This is a genomic window from Actinomadura macrotermitis (genome assembly GCF_009604375.1).
Classification (GTDB): domain Bacteria; phylum Actinomycetota; class Actinomycetes; order Streptosporangiales; family Streptosporangiaceae; genus Spirillospora; species Spirillospora macrotermitis.
In genome coordinates, this window is the sequence record NZ_WEGH01000006.1 from 380047 (window position 1) to 397259 (window position 17213).

The 17213-nt window shown below is 75.8% G+C and carries 14 protein-coding genes; 10 read left to right on the forward strand and 4 right to left on the reverse strand.

The features are described 5' to 3' along the window. Positions 1–6 precede the first annotated feature (6 nt). The 3 genes from ACRB68_RS38195 to ACRB68_RS38205 form a co-directional block, all read right to left on the reverse strand. The gene (locus ACRB68_RS38195) at positions 7–801 is read right to left on the reverse strand and encodes an enoyl-CoA hydratase (RefSeq protein ID WP_328595309.1); all 795 of its coding nucleotides are present in this window, start codon (positions 799–801) and stop codon (positions 7–9) included. Between the two features lie 46 nt (positions 802–847). Continuing rightward, a complete protein-coding gene (locus ACRB68_RS38200) occupies positions 848–1471 on the reverse strand; it encodes a class II aldolase/adducin family protein (RefSeq protein WP_153541513.1) in 624 nt (207 codons plus the stop codon). A gap of 251 nt (positions 1472–1722) precedes the next feature. Continuing rightward, entirely contained in the window at positions 1723–2370 is a 648-nt protein-coding gene (locus ACRB68_RS38205; protein ID WP_153541515.1) for an ACT domain-containing protein, read from the reverse strand. A gap of 193 nt (positions 2371–2563) precedes the next feature. On the opposite strand from ACRB68_RS38205, the gene ACRB68_RS38210 reads away from it, so the two are divergent. The 9 genes from ACRB68_RS38210 to ACRB68_RS38250 all read left to right on the forward strand — a co-directional run bounded on the left by ACRB68_RS38210 (position 2564) and on the right by ACRB68_RS38250 (position 15525). Next, positions 2564–3211: a nucleotide exchange factor GrpE gene (locus tag ACRB68_RS38210; RefSeq protein WP_328595299.1), complete on the forward strand. Its 648-nt coding sequence runs from the start codon at positions 2564–2566 to the stop codon at positions 3209–3211. Positions 3212–3229: 18 nt separating this feature from the next. Continuing rightward, on the forward strand, positions 3230–4813 hold the full coding sequence (locus ACRB68_RS38215) for an Hsp70 family protein (RefSeq protein ID WP_153541519.1): 1584 nt from the start codon (positions 3230–3232) through the stop codon (positions 4811–4813). A 117-nt stretch (positions 4814–4930) separates the two neighbouring features. Continuing rightward, positions 4931–7510, forward strand: a complete 2580-nt coding sequence (locus tag ACRB68_RS38220; RefSeq protein WP_153541521.1) for a hypothetical protein — start codon at positions 4931–4933, stop codon at positions 7508–7510. After that, positions 7507–8727, forward strand: coding sequence for a TRAFAC clade GTPase domain-containing protein (locus ACRB68_RS38225; protein WP_153541522.1), 1221 nt, complete (start codon positions 7507–7509; stop codon positions 8725–8727). Before ACRB68_RS38220 ends, ACRB68_RS38225 begins: the two co-directional genes overlap by 4 nt. Before the next feature lie 4 nt (positions 8728–8731). Beyond that, on the forward strand, positions 8732–10999 hold the full coding sequence (locus ACRB68_RS38230; RefSeq protein WP_194293607.1) for a GAP1-N2 domain-containing protein: 2268 nt from the start codon (positions 8732–8734) through the stop codon (positions 10997–10999). Positions 11000–11003: 4 nt separating this feature from the next. Next, positions 11004–12713, forward strand: a complete 1710-nt coding sequence (locus tag ACRB68_RS38235; RefSeq protein WP_153541525.1) for a TRAFAC clade GTPase domain-containing protein — start codon at positions 11004–11006, stop codon at positions 12711–12713. Positions 12714–12826: 113 nt separating this feature from the next. Continuing rightward, complete coding sequence (locus tag ACRB68_RS38240; RefSeq protein ID WP_153541527.1) at positions 12827–13537, forward strand: PASTA domain-containing protein; 711 nt, start codon at positions 12827–12829, stop codon at positions 13535–13537. A gap of 95 nt (positions 13538–13632) precedes the next feature. Beyond that, complete coding sequence (locus ACRB68_RS38245; protein WP_153541529.1) at positions 13633–14232, forward strand: malonic semialdehyde reductase; 600 nt, start codon at positions 13633–13635, stop codon at positions 14230–14232. A gap of 24 nt (positions 14233–14256) precedes the next feature. Further along, on the forward strand, positions 14257–15525 hold the full coding sequence (locus ACRB68_RS38250) for a multidrug effflux MFS transporter (protein WP_153541531.1): 1269 nt from the start codon (positions 14257–14259) through the stop codon (positions 15523–15525). On the opposite strand, the gene ACRB68_RS38255 is transcribed toward ACRB68_RS38250, so the two are convergent. Beyond that, the gene (locus ACRB68_RS38255; RefSeq protein WP_153541533.1) at positions 15482–16081 is read right to left on the reverse strand and encodes a TetR/AcrR family transcriptional regulator; all 600 of its coding nucleotides are present in this window, start codon (positions 16079–16081) and stop codon (positions 15482–15484) included. The genes ACRB68_RS38250 and ACRB68_RS38255 overlap by 44 nt on opposite strands. Positions 16082–16179: 98 nt before the next feature. On the opposite strand from ACRB68_RS38255, the gene ACRB68_RS38260 reads away from it, so the two are divergent. Further along, the gene (locus tag ACRB68_RS38260) at positions 16180–17160 is read left to right on the forward strand and encodes a phosphotriesterase family protein (protein ID WP_153541535.1); all 981 of its coding nucleotides are present in this window, start codon (positions 16180–16182) and stop codon (positions 17158–17160) included. The last annotated feature ends 53 nt before the right edge of the window (positions 17161–17213 follow it).

A 17213-nucleotide genomic window follows, 5' to 3' on the forward strand; every position in this document is an offset into this window, starting at 1 on the left:
GCCCGGTCAGTCGCCGAACACGGGTGGCCGGTCCTCCTTGCGGGCCTGGATCGCCTCCTCGAAGTTGCGCGTGGTGAGGCGGACGAACAGCTGGGCCAGGCCCTCGTGGTCCATGTGCGCCTCCAGGCTCGCGGCGTCCAGGCTCGACCACAGCATCCGCTTGGTCAGCTCCACGCCGGGACGGCTGAACCCGGCGATCCGCTCGGCCAGCTCGGCGGCGGCGTCCAGCAGCTCGCCGCCGGGGACGGTGCGCGAGACCAGGCCGATCCGCTCGGCCTCGGCGGCGTCCACGTCCCGCCCCGACAGCATGATCTCGAAGGCGCGGGAGGCGCCGATCGCGCGCGGCAGCAGGTAGCCGAGGCCGAGCTCGCTGGCGGTGAGGCCGTTGTTGATGCCGGCCGCGCGGAAGCGCGCGGTGTCGGCGGCGATCCGGATGTCGGCGGCGAGGCTGAGGCAGAACCCGCCGCCGATGGCCGGGCCGTTGACGGCCGCGATCACCGGCTGGTGCAGCCGGCGCATGGCGCGGACGACGTCGTCCAGCAGCTCCATCGAGCGCAGCGCGATCGTGGACACGGTGAGGCCCTCGATGCCGGGGATGCGGCCGGGCGACTCCAGGTCGGCGCCGGAGCAGAAGCCGCGCCCGGCGCCGGTCACCACGACGGCGCGGGTGCCGTTGTCGCGCCCGACCTCCTCCAGCGCCTCGCGGAACGGCACCATGACGTCGAAGGCCATGGCGTTCATCCGCTCGGGGCGGTTCAGGGTGATCTGGGTGACGTGCGGGCGGGGCTGGTCGATGAGCACGAACGGCAACCGGGGCCTCCTCAGCGGTAACCTAGCAAGCGCTAGGTTACATGGCGAAGCGCTCCACCACCCGCGCCAGCTCCTCCTCGGTGAGCACGCGCGGCTCGCCGATCGTCTTCGCCCGCACGTAGACGCCGCAGAGCCACTCCAGCAGCCGGGCGTTCTCGTACGCCTCGTCCAGATCGTTCCCGAGGGCGACGCCGCCGTGGTTGGCCATGAGTGCGGCCTTCCGGCCACCTTCGAGGGCGGCGCGGACGTTGGCGGCCAGCTCGGACGTGCCGTAGGTGGCGTATTCGGCGACCCGCACCGGGCCACCCAGCAGCAGCACGTTGTAGTGGATGGCGGGCAGCTCGGTCAGCACACCGGCCACGACCGTGCCGTAGGTGGAATGGGTGTGCACGACGGCGGCGGCGTCGGTCGTCTCATAGATGGCCAGGTGCATGGGCGTCTCGGAGGACGGCTTGCACCCCCCTTCGACCACACGGCCCGCCAGGTCCACCACAGGGCAATCGGCGGGCTCCATCCGGTCGAGCATGACGCCGCCGGGAGTGACCGCGACCAGGTCGCCCACCCGGATCGAGATGTTGCCGGACGAGCCGCTGACCAGACCCGTCTCGGCCATCCGGCGGCCGGTCGCGCACAACCGCGCGCGCTCCTCGGCGAGCTCCATATGCATCTCCCTCGGGTTCGACGATCCGCACGCGTACGCTAGACCGTCGTAGCCCTCGGAGCGCACATCGTGGACGCCCGCGCCCAGCCGGTGGACGGCGGCAGGCGGCGGCCGTCCGCGCCCCGCCCCCGGCCCGGGAAAGATCTACCGTCCTTGACAAGGAGATGGCTCCCGGCTGCGACCGCGCCGCCGCATCCGAGAGCCATGTCCAAAAAGTAGACGCATCGAGCGTCATGTCGGTTTCATACCGGTTACGCGCTCGGCATCGCCGCGCTCCGCGCGCCGAGCACCGCCTCGGCCGCGCCCACCAGCTGGGACAGGCGGTACACCTCGGTGCGGTGGAACGGCGGCGCCCCGGTGCGCGCCACCACCAGCGCCCGGCCGCCCGGCGCGTCCCCCGCCATCGGGCAGACCGCGTACTGGGTGCCGTCCGGCGCGGTGAACGCGCGCGACCGCAGCGGCGCCAGGTCGGGCAGCTCCACCTCGTCCGCGCCGATGCTGGCGTGCGCCGGCACCGCGCCGTCGGCCTGGATCTCGGCGAGCACCGCCCAGTCGGCGCTGAGGATGGCCGGCACCGCGTCGGTCAGGGTGAGCGCGCCGCGCCCGGGGTCGGCGGCGAGCTGGCCGACCAGCGCGGCGTCGGGCGAGGCGCCCTGCGGCTCGGCGGTCGGCCACACCCCGACCAGGTCCACCCCGGGGACCGAGCCGAGCCCGTCGCAGAGCCGCTCGATGCCCGCGCCGGCGGGCCAGGCGACGGTGAAGTCGTCGAGGGCGCGCCCGTTCTCGCGCTCCAGGACCGCCATCTGGACCACGTCGGCCCCGGCGGCGCCCAGGATGCGCGCCACCTGCCCCAGCGCCCCCGGACGGTCCGGCAGCCGGACCCGAATCCGCAGCAACATCGTCACCTCCCCTTTCACCCCGTACCGGGAGTGACCGGTACGGGTCCCCAGCCTGCGGCAAAGCCGTTTCGGTCGTGTTACCCCGTGATGACGGCGGCAAGAAACCCCGCCCCGGGGCGGGTCAAGGAAAAGAAAGGGGAAGGTCAACGCAAGACCTACCCCACGCCATCGCGGCCCATTAGGGTGACTGAACGTGTCGAGTGATCGGGATCGCCAGGTAAGCGAGGCCCCGCAGTCCGGGCCCGGGTCCTCCGCTGCGCCCGATCCGCTCCCCGCCGAACTGTGCGCGGCGCTCGCCGCGCTGACCGAGCGGCTGGACCGCGAGCACGAGCGCGCCGCGCACCGCGAGACGATCATCGACCGGCTGCACGAGGAGAACCAGCGGCTGCGCCGCGGCGAGCTCGCCGCGATGCTGGAGCCCGCCTGCACGACGCTGCTGCGGCTGTACGACCGGGTCCGGCAGGCCGGCGCGCACTGGACCGGCGAGGGCGAGGACGAACCCGGCGGCGCCGGGGTGCTCGGGCCGCTGCTGGACTCGGTCGCCGGCGACGTGCTGGACGCCCTGGCCCGGCTCGGCGTCGAGCGCTTCGCCGTCGAGCCCGGCGCGCCCTACGACGCCGCCCGGCACCGGCCCGTGCGCACCGAGCCGGTGGACGGCCCGCGCGACGGCACCGTCGTGCGGGTCCTCGCCGAGGGCTTCGAGCAGAGCGGGCGGATCGTGCGCAAGGCCGAGGTCTGCGTCGGGCGGGCATCGCCCGCGGGCGATGCCGAAGGTCACAACAGGCCGGAAACCCTGCGCGCGGCCGGGCCGGGCGAGACGATGAACACCAGCACCCGGTAGCGATAGGTGAATGAGGACATGGCTGTCTACGGGATCGACCTGGGAACCACCTACTCCTGCATTGCCTCCATCGACGATGTGGGACGCCCGGCGGTCCTGCGCAACCTGGAGGGCACCGACACCACCCCGTCGGTGGTGTACTTCGAGACGGGCCAGAACGTCGTGGTCGGCGCCACCGCCAAGGACACCGCGGTGCTGGACCCCGACAACGTGGTGAGCCTGATCAAGCGGGACATGGGGCGCGACGTCGCCTACCCGCTGCAGGGCACCGAGTACCGGCCCGAGGAGCTGTCGGCGTTCATCCTGCTCAAGCTCGCCACCGACGCGCGCACCGTCACCGGCGAGGACGCCCACGACGTGGTGATCACGGTGCCGGCCTACTTCGGCGCGGCCGAGCGCGACGCCACCCGCAAGGCCGGGCAGCTGGCCGGGCTGAACGTCATCGACATCGTGTCCGAGCCGATCGCCGCCGCGATCACCTACGGGGTGCTGAACCCCGACGCCGACCGCACCATCTTGGTCTACGACCTCGGCGGCGGCACCTTCGACACCACCGTGATCGCGCTGCGCGACGGGCACATCGAGGTGGTGTGCACCGACGGCGACCACGAGCTCGGCGGCGCCGACTGGGACGACCGCCTCGTCGCGCACCTGGCCGAGCGGTTCCGCGAGGAGCACCCCGGCGCGGGCGACCCGCTGGACGACAAGCAGACCGAGCAGCAGCTGCGCCGCGACGCCGAGGACGCCAAGAAGGCGCTGACCACCCGCACCGCGCACACCGTCCGGGTGATGCACGCGGGCCGGGTCGCCGCGGTCGAGGTGACCCGGGAGAAGCTGGAGGAGCTGACCCGCGACCTGCTGGACCGCACCATCGAGATCACCGGCCGGGCGCTCGCCGCCGCCGCCGACAAGGGCGTGCACGAGTACGACGAGCTGGTGCTGGTCGGCGGCTCCACCAAGATGCCGATGGTGCCGGCCCGGCTGGAGACCGAGCTGAACCTGACGCCGCGGCTGCAGGACCCCGACCTGGCCGTCGCCAAGGGCGCCGCGCTGTACGCGTTCGAGGAGACCTACCGGCGCCTGGTCCGCGAGGGCGCCGCCGAGCAGGCCGAGGAGATGGCGGGCCGCGCCGGGCTGTCGGCCGAGCAGCGGCGGCAGATCGCCGGGCGGCAGATCAAGACGGTCGCCTCGCACGCGTTCGGCATCGTCGTCGTGGAGCGCGAGACCGGCGCCGAGCACGTCGCGCACCTGGTGCACGCCAACGACGAGCTGCCCGCGGCGCGCACCGAGGACTTCTTCACCGTCTACGACGAGCAGACCTCCGCCGACATCCGGGTGATGGAGCAGGCCGGCAGCGTCGAGTCGGCCGAGCTCGCCGACAACAACGAGATCGCCAAGGGCGAGATCCGGGTGCCGCCGGGCAAGAAGGCCGGCTGGCCCATCGGGGTGACGTTCGCGCTGGACGCCTCCGGGCTGCTGAACGTCACCGCGGTGGAGAAGGAGACCGGCGAGCGGCTGGAGCTGAAGGTCGACGTGGGCGGCATGACCGAGGAGGAGGTCGAGCAGTCCCGCAAGGCGCTGTCCCGTGTCCAGGTGAGCTGACGCGAGCGGAGGCGAGGCCATGAGCGCGAGCGGCCGCGCGGCGGCTGGACTGAGGAGCCTGCGACGAGGGAAGCCGCCGCGTAAGGCGGCCGCGAGCCGCCGAGCGGAGGCGAGGCCATGAGCACTGCCTTTGACGAGGAGTACCGGCGTGACGTCCTGGAGCCCGCGCGGGCGGCCGGGGACGCGCCGCCGGAGGATCTGCGGGCGCGGTACGCGCTGCCCGAGCCGCTGGACCCGGCCGGGGTCGCGGCGCGGGTCAAGCAGGTGCGGCAGTGCTGGCGGCGGGCGCGCGGGCAGCTGAAGTACCGGCGGCTGGTGGACCGGCTGGAGGCCGAGCACCGCGAGCTGGCGCCGCTGTTCCTGGCGGCCGAGCGCGGCGATCTGCGGCCGCTGGCCGAGCGGCTGCGCGGCGGCCAGGAGCGGTCGCAGCGGCGCCGGGCCGAGGCGCGGGCGCGGCTGGCCGACGCCGCCGGGGGGCTGCGGATGGCGACGCCCGCCGAGCTGGAGGGCATCGCGCGGACGGCGGGGGTGACGGCGGCCGAGCTCGCCGCGCTGGCGGAGGCCGACCGGATCGAGGTCCGTGAGCCCGACGCGCTCCCGGCGGCCGCGCCGTACGCGGCGTTCCGCAGTGTGCGCGCGTCGCTGGACGTGCTCGGCATGCGGCACCTGGCCGACTTCGTGTTCGCGGGGCGTCCGCCCGGCCCGATGCGGGTGCTGGACGGGTTCGCCGCGCCGGGCGTCGTCCTGGACGCGGCGGCGGTGGAGGCGGCGGGCGAGCGGTGGGCGCGGCGCAGCCGCGACACCAGCACCACGCACGCGGGCACGGTCCTGGCGGCGCTGCGGTCGGGCGCCGACCTGGCCGGGCTCGTCCGGTACGACGTGGCGGAGCGGCTGCGCGAGCGGCTGCGGCAGCGCGCGTCGGAGCGGGCGCTGATGCGGCACGCGGTGGAGGACCTCGGTGTCGACGCCGGCGACGCGCGGCGCCTGGTGTTCGCGGTGCTGCGCGAGACCGCGCCGGGCGGCGGCCTGGAGGGGCGGCTGCGGGCGCTGCTGGACGGCGGCGAGGTGCACGCCGCCGCCGAGCTGGCGGACGCCGGCCACGAGGACGTGCCCGAGGAGGCCGCGGTGCTGGCCGCCGAAGCGCGGCAGCGCGTGGCGACCGCGGTGCGGCTGCGCGAGCAGGCCGCCGCCGAGCCCGACCCGGACCGGGCGTGGCTGCTGCTCGCCGACGCGCTGCGCCTGGTCGGCGACCTGCCGGGCGCGGCCGAGCACCAGCGGCGCCTCGCGCCGCGGCCGGTGCCGGCGCTGCGCGCGGACGTGGACGGCGCGTCGGTGCGGCTGTCGTGGGAGCCGTCGCCGTCGACCGCCGGTGAAGTCCGGTATCTGCTGGTGCGCCGCCGGGACCGGCCGCCGCGCGGCGCCGCCGACGGGGAGCCGCTGGCCGGCCCGCGCGACGACCGCGTCCCGGTGAACGTGCCGCTCTACTACGCGGCCGTCGCGGTGCGCGGGGAGGCCGCCGCCGCGCCCGCCGTCGCCGGACCGGTCGTGGTGCGGCCCGAGCCGCGGGAGGTGGAGCTGGTCCCCGGCGACGGCGTCGTCACCGGCCGCTGGCGCTGCCCGCCCGAGGCGGCGCGGGTGCAGGTCGTGCGCGGCGACCGGCGTGTCGAGGCGGACCGCGACGGCTTCCGCGAGGACGTCCCGAACGGCGTCACCCAGCACTACCGGGTCTGCGCGGTGTACCTGGACGGGTCGGGCCGGGAGGTCGTGACGCCCGGCGTGCGGGTGTCGGTGACGCCGAGCGCGCCGCCCGAGCCGGTGTACGAGCTGGCCGTCGCGCCCGATCCCGGCGACCCCGGGCGGCTGCTGGTGCGGTTCGCGCCGCCCGCGCACGGCACCGTGGAGCTGGTGCTGACGGCGGCCGAGCCGCCGTGGCCGCGCAGCGCGCTGGTGCCGATCGAGGAGGTGTGGCGGGAGAGCCGCCGCCTCGCCGCGACGCCGTCGGGGACGGCGCTGGCGGTGCGGCCGGGCGCGGGCGGCTGGCTGCTGGCCGTCAGTGTCGCCGAGGGCACCGCCGCGATCGGCGCGTGCCACCGGCACGTGAACCTGCCGCCGCCGCGCCGCCTGGTCGCCGAGCGGCGCGGCGCGCACGTGCACGTCGGCTTCGACTGGCCGGCCGACGTGACCGAGGTGGAGGTGACCTGGCGGGCCGGGTCCCGGCACGACGCCGGCGCCGCCGAGCGCGTCGTGGTCACCCGCGCCGGCTACGACACCGGCGGCGGCCTGCGGCTGCCCGTCCCCGAGGACGAACCGGTGGAGATCGCCGTCGCCGCCGCCGGGTTCGCCGGCGGCGACCGCGTCACCGGCCCGGCGGCGACCACCGAGGTCGCCGCGCGGACCGTGGTGCACTACGACGTGACGCGCGGCGGCCCGCCGTGGCGGCGCTCGCTGACGATCCGGCTGACGTCGGGCCGCCCGGTCCGGGTCGCCCGGCTCGACCTGGTCGTGCGCGCCGGGCGGGTGATGCCGCACCGGCGCGGCGACGGCGAGACGCTGCACAGCTGGGAGCAGGTCCCGGTGCCCGGCGAGCTGTCGGTCGCGCTGCCCTCCCTGGCGGGGCCGTACTGGCTGCGCTGCTTCGCCGACGACGACGTCGAGCTGAGCGATCCCCCCGTCCGCCGCCTCCAGGTCACCAGATGAGGAGTCCCGTGCCGTCCTCGTCCCGGCAGGGCATCACCTGCCCGTACTGCTTCGCGGTCGTCGCCGCGCAGCGCATCCCCTACCGCTGCCGGGGGCAGGCGGGCCGCCGGGCGGGCTGCGCGCCGGTGCTGGACAAGGAGCTGGCCGCCTACACCGGGTCCACGGCGGGCGCGTCGCTGCCGCCGGTGTTCGACGCGCCGGGCGGCAAGGCGCGCGCGGACTGCCCCACGTGCGGGCAGACGACCGGCAGCCGCGTCTGCCCCGAGTGCCACAACCCGCTGCCGCCTGCGTACTGCGACTCCCCCGGCCGGATCGTCGCGCTGGTCGGCGCCAAGAACGCCGGGAAGAGCACCTACATCGCGGTGCTGCTGCACGAGCTGATGAACCGGGTCGGCACCGAACTGGACGCCTCGCTGGTGGCGTGCGACGACCGCACGATCGAGCGCTACAAGCGCGACTTCGCGCGCCCGCTGCTGGAGGAGCGGCGGCTGCTGCCGACGACGGCGAGCGCGGCGACGTCCCCGCGCGAGCCGCTGGTCTACCTGCTGACCCGCACCCGCCGCGCCCGGACGCGGTTCGCCCGCGAGCGCACCGACTCGCTCGCGCTGGTGCTGTTCGACACCGCCGGGGAGGACCTGCGCAGCCGCGAGGTCCGCGACCTGCACCTGCGGTACCTGGAGGCGGCCGACGCGGTCATCTTCCTGGTCGACCCGCTGGAGCTGCCCGCCGCCCGGCCCTCGGTGGGCGACGGGGTGCCCACCGGCGCCGCCGACGACCCCGACAGCGAGCCGATCAACATCATCGCGCGCGTCACCGAGGCGCTGCGCGCCCGGCACGGCGTGCGGCCGGGCGAGCGGCTGCGCGTCCCGGTCGCGGTCGCGCTCACCAAGATCGACGTGCTGCGGCCCGCGCTGCTGCGCCAGTCGGCGCTGCACCGCTCGCGCACGGGCGCCGGGGTGCTCGACCTGGACGACCGCGAGGCGGTGAACGAGCAGGTCCGGTCGCTGCTGCACGAGTGGCAGGCGGGCGGCCTGGACACCTATCTCGGCCAGCAGTACGCCGACTACGCGCTGTTCGGGCTGTCGGCGCTCGGCGGCGTCCCCGAGAACGGGCGGGTCGGCGCGGGCGGCGTCCGCCCCTACCGCACCGAGGATCCGCTTCTGTGGCTGCTGCACCGGTTCGGGATGCTCGCGGGCGCCCGGTCGCAGGGGTCGTGACGGCGTGGCCTGGCAGCTCCACTACACCTCCGCGCGGCGCGGCCCGACCGGCCGGGCGGGGTTCCAGTTCGTCGCCGAGACGCCGGGGCTGCCCGCCGGGGTCCGCGCGGCGGTGACGCCGTATCTGGCGTACCGGCCGCCGCCGGACGCGCCGCTGTCGCCGGAGGAGGGCGAGCTGCACCGCTTCCCGGTCGCGCTGCTCTACGACCGGGTGGACGGCCGCCCGCTGCTGCTGCGCTGCCGCTATCTGGGGCAGGACTACTCGGGCCGGTACGGCAACTTCTTCGCGCACGCCGTCGTCGCCGAGCCGGGCGAGCTGGAGGGGCTGCGGCCCGCCGAGCTGTGGGACGCGCCGCTGTGGTGCGACGATCCGGCGGCCGGCGCCGATCTGCCGGACCTGGCCGACCTGGCACCGGGCCCCGACTTCGCGCCCGACCTGCTGGCCGAGTGGCTCGCCGGGCGCGGCGGCCACCGGATGCTGGCCGGGATCGTCGACGCGGTCGCGGCGGTGCTCGGGCGCGGCCACGGCCGGGTGGTGCTGGTGTCGGAGGACGTCGGCGCGATCGCCCGGTGGATCGCGGTGGTGTCGTACTCGCTGCCGCTCGCGGCGGCGGCGCGGCTGACGTTCGTCACCTACAGCGCCGACCCCGGCGGCGCGGCGCAGCGGCTCGTCGGCACCACCCCGGACGTGTGGGCGGGCGCGCAGCACCACGGTTCGGCCGCGTTCGTCCTGGATTCCGTGCCGCCCGGCGCCGAACCGGGCCGGTTCGCCGCGACCGTCGCGCGCTGCTGGCGGGACGGCGACTTCGCCGGGCTGGACGCGCTCGGCGAGCTGGCGCTGCTGGACGGCGACCGTCCCGGCCCGGCCGAGCTGGACCGCGCCGCGGCCCTGCTGGCGCTCTGCCGGGGCGACGCCTCCGTCGGCGCGGCCGAGGAGGCCGGGGCCGCCGGGCTGCTGGCGCGGCACGGCGCCGCGATCCCCGAGTGGATGTGGCGCGACCTGGTGCCGGGCGTGCCCTCGATGGGGTTCGACCTGGCCCTGGCGGTGCACGACCGGGCGCGGGCGGCGGGCGCGGCGGGCGTCGCGGGGCAGTGCGCGCTGCGCGCGACCGTCCTCGCCCTGTCCGACCCGGCGGCGCGGGCCCGGCTGCCCCGGCTGGAGCTGTCGCCGGCGGCGCGCGCCGAGCTGGCGCCGCGCGTGGCCGAGGCGCTGACGGCCGCCGCCGACCTGACCGAGGTCGCGGGCATCGCCGCGATGACCGACACCGATCCCGGCGAGGTCGCCGCCGCCGCGCACGGCCGGGCGAGGTGCGGCGCCGCCGACCTGCCCGCCGCGCTCGCCGCCTGTCCCGGCGGGGCGCGCGACGCGCTGTTGACCGGCGCGCTGCGCGGCCTCGCCGCCACCGACGAGGCCACCCGCGCCGCCGTCCTCGGCGACCGCGCCTGCGACCTGCTGTACGACATGCCGCACGCGGGGGAACGGCCGCTGGAGCCGGTCATCGCGCTGGCCGTGCTCGCCTCGGTCGGACGCCGCCGCCGCGACGCGCGGCTGACGGTGGCCGCGGAGCTGCTGCGGCTGGACGTCCCCGCCGCCGACCGGGACGCCGCGTTCGGCCGGATCTGGGGCGAACCGCCGGACGCCGCCGAGTGCCTCGCGCTCGTCGACGCGCACGCCGACGCGTTCCCGGCGCATCCGGCGCTCGCGGCGCTGCCGTCGCGGACGTTCGCGCGGCTGGCCACCGGTGACGGTCTCGCCGATCCGGGCACGCTGCGGCTGGCCGCCCGCGTCCAGGCAGTGCTGCCGGGAGGCGGCGCCGAGCGCGACGCCCGCATCGTCCGGGCGTACGGCAACGCGATCGGCGCGGACAAACCCGGCGACGCCGCACAGGCCCTCGCCACGCTCACCGGCCAGGGCCGGCTCGCCGCCACCGCGTTCGCCGGGGCCGCGCGGCGGCTCGGCCGCCGCGACCCCCGCTTCCGCGCGGCCCTGCTCGCCGCCGCGTCCGCCCCGGACCGGGCCCGGCTCGGCGCCGCCTGGACCGCCGAACTGCCCGGCCGGCCGCGCGGCGCCGAGGCCGTCCGCCGCGACGAGCTGGTCGAGGTCGCGCTGCGGCTGCGGCGGCACGGCGCCCGCGACGCTGGCCTGGACGACTGGGCGCGCGCGGCCGCCGGGCGCTGGGGCGCCGTCCGCCGCCTGGACGCCCGTTTCGCCGCCGACCCGGGGCTGCGCGCCGCGCTGCGCGAGCTGGCCGACGAGGGCAAGGGGAGGTGACCGGATGCACCCGATCGTCATCCTGCTGCTGATCGCGGCGTGGATCGCCGCGATGTGGCTCGGGTTCGTGGTGGTGTTCCCGGTGCTGTTCCCGGTCGCCGTCGCCGCCGCCGGGCTCGCCGCCGTCGGCCTGTACTACCTGCACGCCTGCCGGACGCTCGCGCCGTCCACCCGGCTCGGCCCCTCCCCCGTCGGCGCGCCCGAGACCGCCTACCGGCACTACCTGCTCGACCAGGTCTGGCGCGACTGGTGGACGATCACCCGCACGGTCGTGCCGCGGGTGTGGCACACCGCCGTGACGGTCGTGACGAGGCTGACGTCCTACCTGCTCGGCGGCCTGTGGGGGTTCTTCGCCTTCCCGGTCTGGCTGGCGCTCTGCGCCGGCATCGTGGTGGCGGCGCTGCCCGCCGCCGCGCTCGGCGTCGCGCTGACCGCGCTGTACGGGCTGGTCGCGGCGGTCGGCCTGGCCGGCTGGCTGGTGTGCGCGCTCACGCTCGCCGCCGTGGAGCGGCTGTTCATGGCCTACGGCCGGATCCTGCAGACCTGCCCGCATCCGTTCTGCTACGAGAAGATCGCGCTGCCGGTGTACGAGTGCCCGGGCTGCCAGGCCCGGCACCCGCATCTCACGCCGGGTGCGGCGGGCGCGTTCCTGCACGTGTGCCGGTGCGGGACGCGGCTGCCGACGACGGTGCCGCTCGGCCGGTTCCGGCTGTCGGCGTACTGCCCGCACTGCGGCGGGCGGCTACCCGAGCGCATCGGGCGGGTCCGTGTGGAGCCGCTGGCGTTCGTCGGCGGCCCCTCCGCCGGGAAGACGACGTTCATGGTGATGGGCATCCGCGCCCTGCACGCCCGCGCGCGCGCTGTGCAGGGCCGGGTCGCGTTCGTCGAGCAGCGCCACGCGCAGGCGTACGCGGGCGCGATCCGCGAGTTCCAGCGCGGCGGGCGGCTCGCCAAGACCGGCCCCGAACTGCCCCTCGCCACCATGCTGGACGTCGAGCTGCCCGGACGGGCCCGGCGCATCCTGTACCTGTTCGACCCGGCCGGCGAGCACTACACCGGCGCGTCCGAGGTCGAGTCGCTGCGCTACCTCGACCACGGCGAGGCGCTGCTGTTCGTCGTCGACCCGTTCGCGCTCCCCCAGGTCGGCCGCGCCCTCACCGGCGACGAGCGGCGGCTGGTCGACGAGACGGCCGCCGCGTCCGACGAGGACCCCGCCGACACCCTGCAGCGGGTGCTGAACGAGCTGCGCACCCGCCCCGACCGGGGCCGGCAGAAGCGCGTCGCGGTCGTGGTCACCAAGACCGACCTGCTGGTGCGCACCGAGATCGGCCGGTCCCTGGACACCGACCCCGACCTGCGCGGCTGGCTCGGCCGGGTCGGCCTCGGCAACACCGTGCGCACCCTGGACCAGGTCGCCGGCCAGGTCCGCTACTTCGGCTCGGGCCTCGCCACCGCCCCCGACGACGTCGCCGACCTGCTCGGCTGGGTGGCCGGGCTCGCCCCGGCCGGCGAGCACGCCGGGCCGTCGCCCGACCCGGGCCAGGAGGTGCCGGGCACCGCGCCGCTGCGCGACCCGTGGCCGGTGCGGGGCCGCGACGCCGCCCGCGTCCCGGCGGGCTACCAGGCGGGCCGGTGGGCGGTGCTGGCCGGGCTGTCGCTGCTGACGATCGCGTCGCTCGCGGGCGCCGCCCTGGCCGCCGTCCGGCTGATCTGACCGGCTGCCGCCGCCGATCCCCACCGGAGGGTGTGGATCACGAACCCCGTCTCGGCAGGTGGCGTCCTACCAGGTAAGAGGGGGCAGATCCCCGCCGAGGAAGGGGCAGTCCGATGCCCGAGCAACGACCCCAGGACACCGCCGTCGACGCCGTCATCGGCCCAGGCGGCCCCCAGGACGAGCGGCGGACGGGACCAGAGATGTCCCCGCGGGCGATCCTGCTGCTCGGAGGCGGCGCCACCGCGGCCGTCGTCGTGGTGCTCGCCCTGACCATGCTCTTCGGCGGCCACCCGTCCCGCAACTCCAGCGCCGACCGGCCGAGCGAGATCCAGACGGCGAGCGCGAGCACCGCGCCGCAGCCCTCCTCCTCCGGCGGCACTCCCACCACGGGCACCGCCATCGGACCGGCCACGCCCCCGCCCGCCGTGCCGCAGGCGACCGTCCCGCAACTGTCGGGGCTCGGCTCGATGACCGCCGTCGGACGGCTCGCCGCGCGGCAGATCCCGCTCGGCTCGCTCATCCGGGTGCCGTCCGCGCAGCCCGCCGGGCTGGTGCTGCGCAGCTTCCCCGCCCCCGGCACCGCGCTCACCCCGGGCATGCCGGTCACCCTGTACGTGTCGGGCGGGCAGGGCGGCGCGGTCACCGGCAGCCGGGTGGTCGTGCCCTATTTCACCGGGCTGACCGAGGAGCAGGCGCGCATCGCCGCGGGCGGCCTCGGCCTGACGGTGACCACCACGGGCACCGGCATGGTCACCGCCCAGCAGCCCGCGCCCGGCACCGTCCGGCTGCGCGGCTCGGCCGTCACGCTGAACCTCGGCGGCTGACCGGCGAATGTGACACACCCCACTTCCTGACGCGGCAGATAACTCACCGTCATCGCGTTGAAGCCTCTCGAAACACCGGCGACGAGAGGGACGAGATGACCGACGGCACCCTGGCCCTGGACCGGGCCGCGCAGGAACTGCTGTTCACCGAGGCGCGCACCGCCAACACCTTCACGGACGAGCCCGTCACCGACGCGCAGGTCGCGGCGATCTACGACCTGGTCAAGTGGGGCCCGACCGCGATGAACACCCAGCCGCTCCGGCTGACGCTGGTGCGCAGCCCGCAGGCCCGCGAGCGCCTGGTCGCGCACATGAACGAGGGCAACAAGGCCAAGACCGCCGCCGCCCCGCTGACGATCATCGTGACGGCCGACGCCGACTTCCACGAGCACCTGCCGGTGACCTTCCCGCACAAGCCGGACGCCCGCGAGGTGATGGCCGCCAACCCCGGCCGCGCGCGGATGGCGCACTTCAACGCCGCCATCCAGCTCGGCTACCTGATCGTCGGCATCCGCGCCGCCGGGCTGGCCGCCGGGCCGATGGCCGGCTACGACGCCGAGGGGATCAAGAAGGAGTTCCTGGCGGACGACAACCGGCAGGTCGTCGCCGTGGTGAACGTCGGCCGCCCCGGGCCGGACGCCTGGTTCGACCGCAACCCCCGCCTGTCCTACGACCAGGTCGTCACCGAGATCTGAGCACCCGGGCAGGAGACTCCCCCCATGACCGAGCTTTCCGCGGCGCCCCGCGCCGGCGAGGACACCGCCCCCGCCGCGCCGGGGCGCCGGCTCGTCCTGATCGTCGTCCTCGGCGCGCTGAGCGCGCTCGCGCCGCTGTCGATCGACATGTACCTGCCGGCGCTGCCCGAGCTGACCGGCGACCTGTCGACCGGGGCGGTGCAGGCCCAGCTCACGCTGACCGCGTGCGTCGCCGGCCTCGCCCTCGGCCAGGTCGTGGCCGGGCCGATGAGCGACGCCTGGGGGCGCCGCCGCCCGCTGCTGGTCGGGATGGCCGCCTACACCGCCGCGTCGCTGGTCTGCGCCCTCGCGCCGACCGTGGAGACGCTGATCGCGCTCCGGCTGGTGCAGGGCGCGGCGGGCGCTGCCGGGATCGTGATCGCCCGCGCCGTCGTCCGCGACCTGTACGACGGCACCGCGGCGGCGAAGTTCTTCTCGCTGCTGATGCTCGTCAACGGCCTCGCGCCGATCCTGGCGCCGGTGTTCGGCGGCCAGCTGCTGCGGGTCATGCCCTGGCCGGGGGTGTTCGGCGTGCTCGGCGGGATCGGGGTGGCGCTGCTGCTCGCGGCGCTGTTCGGGCTGCCCGAGACGCTGCCGCCCGGCCGCCGCGCGACCGGCGGGCTGCGCGAGACGCTGCGCACGTTCCGGGCGCTGCTGGCCGACCGGGTCTTCGCCGGGTACGCGGCGGCGATCGGCCTGGCGTTCGCGGCGATGTTCGTCTACATCTCCGGCTCGCCGTTCGTGCTGCAGGACCTCTACCACCTGTCGCCGCAGATGTTCAGCCTGGTGTTCGCGGTCAACTCCGTCGGCATCATCGCCGCCGGGCAGGCCGGCGGGTGGCTGGCCGGGCGGGTGCCGCTGCGGCGGCTGCTGGACGCCGGCCTGCTGGTCGTCGCGGCGGGCGGCGTCGCGCTGCTGGTCTCGGTGCTCGCCGGCGCGGGCCTGGCGGGCGTGCTGCCCGCGCTGTTCCTGGTGGTCGCCGGGCAGGGCCTGGTGCTGCCGAACGCCACCGCCCTGGCATTGTCGGACCGGCCCGCGCACATGGCGGGCAGCGCCTCGGCGCTGCTCGGCCTCGCCCAGTTCGCGCTCGGCGGGGCGGCGGCGCCGCTCGCCGGGATCGGCGGGACCGGCACCGCCGTGCCGATGGCCGTGACGATCGCGGCGCTGGCGGTCGCGGCGGCGCTGCTCACCGCCCTCACCACCCGCCGCGTCAGGGCCCGGCGGGCGCCAGGGCGGTCAGGACGAAGGTCGTGACCTCCTCGGCGAGGCGCGCGGCGGGCTTCGGCCCGTCCGCGCGGTACCAGGCGGGCATCTGGTTGACCATGCCGAGCGCGACGATCGTGACGGTCTCGGCCGGGGTGGCGGCGGCGAACTCCCCGGCCCGCTGCCCCCGCTCGACGATCTCGCGGAAGGTGACGTGGTAGCGGCGGCGGTCGGCGCGGACGGCGTGCATGCGGGCGGGTTCCAGCCGGTGCATCTCGCGGGCGAACACCTTGGCCTCGTCGATGTGCTCGGCGGTGCTGAGGATCAGCCCGGTCAGCACGGCGCGGACGGACTCGGCCGCGGGCAGCCCGGCGGCCAGCACCCGGTCCAGGTCGGCCAGCTGGCGGGTGATCAGCCCGTGGTAGATCTCGTAGAGCAGGTCGTCCTTGGCGTCGAAGTAGTGGTAGAGCGCGCCCTTGGTGACCTTCGCCTCGGTCACGATCCGCTGGACCGGGGTCGCGTCGTAGCCGTGCTCGGCGAACAGCCGCACGGCCGCGTCCAGGATGCGCCGCTCCACCGGGCTGCTGCGGGGACCGCCGTCCGCCATCGGCCGCCTCCCTCTTCCGTGCTTTCATTGACGTCCATCGGCTCCGCCTCATAGTTTGCCAGAAGACCGACCGGTCGGTATGTGCAGAGGAGCCCCTGATGCCCGCAGTCGAGACCGCCCGCGGCCCCGTCGACGTCGACGACCTCGGCCGCACCTACATGCACGAGCACGTCTTCGTGCTGAGCACCGAGCACGTGCAGAACTACGGCGCGGGCGCCTGGTGGGACGAGGAGGAGCGGACCGCCGACGCCGTCGTCAAGCTGCGCGAGCTGGTCGAGCGGGGCGTGCGGACGATCGCCGACCCGACCGTGTGGGGCCTCGGCCGCTACATCCCGCGCATCGCGCGGATCGCCGGGCAGGTGCCCGAGCTGAACATCATCGTCGCGACCGGGATCTACTCCTACAACGACGTGCCCTTCCAGTTCCACTACCGGGGCCCCGGCACGCTGCTCGGCGGCCCGGACCCGATGGTCGCCGACTTCGTCCGCGACCTCACCGAGGGCATCGGCGAGACCGGCGTCAAGGCGGCGTTCCTGAAGTGCGCGATCGACGCGCCCGGCCTCACCCCCGGCGTCGAGCGCATCCTGCGCGCCGTCGCCGCCGCGCACCGCGAGACCGGCGCGCCGCTCACCGTGCACACCGACAGCGCGGCGCACACCGGGCGGATCGTGGTGGACCTGCTCGGCAAGGAGGGCGTGGACCTGTCCAAGGTCGTCATCGGGCACGCCGGCGACAGCAACGACCTGGACTACCTGATGGAGCTCGCCGACACCGGCGCGATCCTCGGGATGGACCGGTTCGGCCTGGACCTGCTGAACCCGACCGCGAGCCGGATCGCCACGATCGCGGCCCTCTGCGAGCGCGGCTACACCGACCGGATGGTGCTGAGCCACGACGCCAGCTGCTACATGGACTGGTTCGGGCCCGACCCGGAGATGCTGCGGGCGATGGCGCCGAACTGGAACTACCGGCACATCGGCGACGACGTCCTGCCCGCGCTGCGCGAGCTGGGCGTGAGCGACGCGCAGCTGGACCAGATGCTGGTGGACAACCCTCGTCGTTACTTCACTACCGGCTGACATGATCCCCTCTATGCTGATCCGGGGGTCTTTGTCGTACCCGCTGGAGCAAG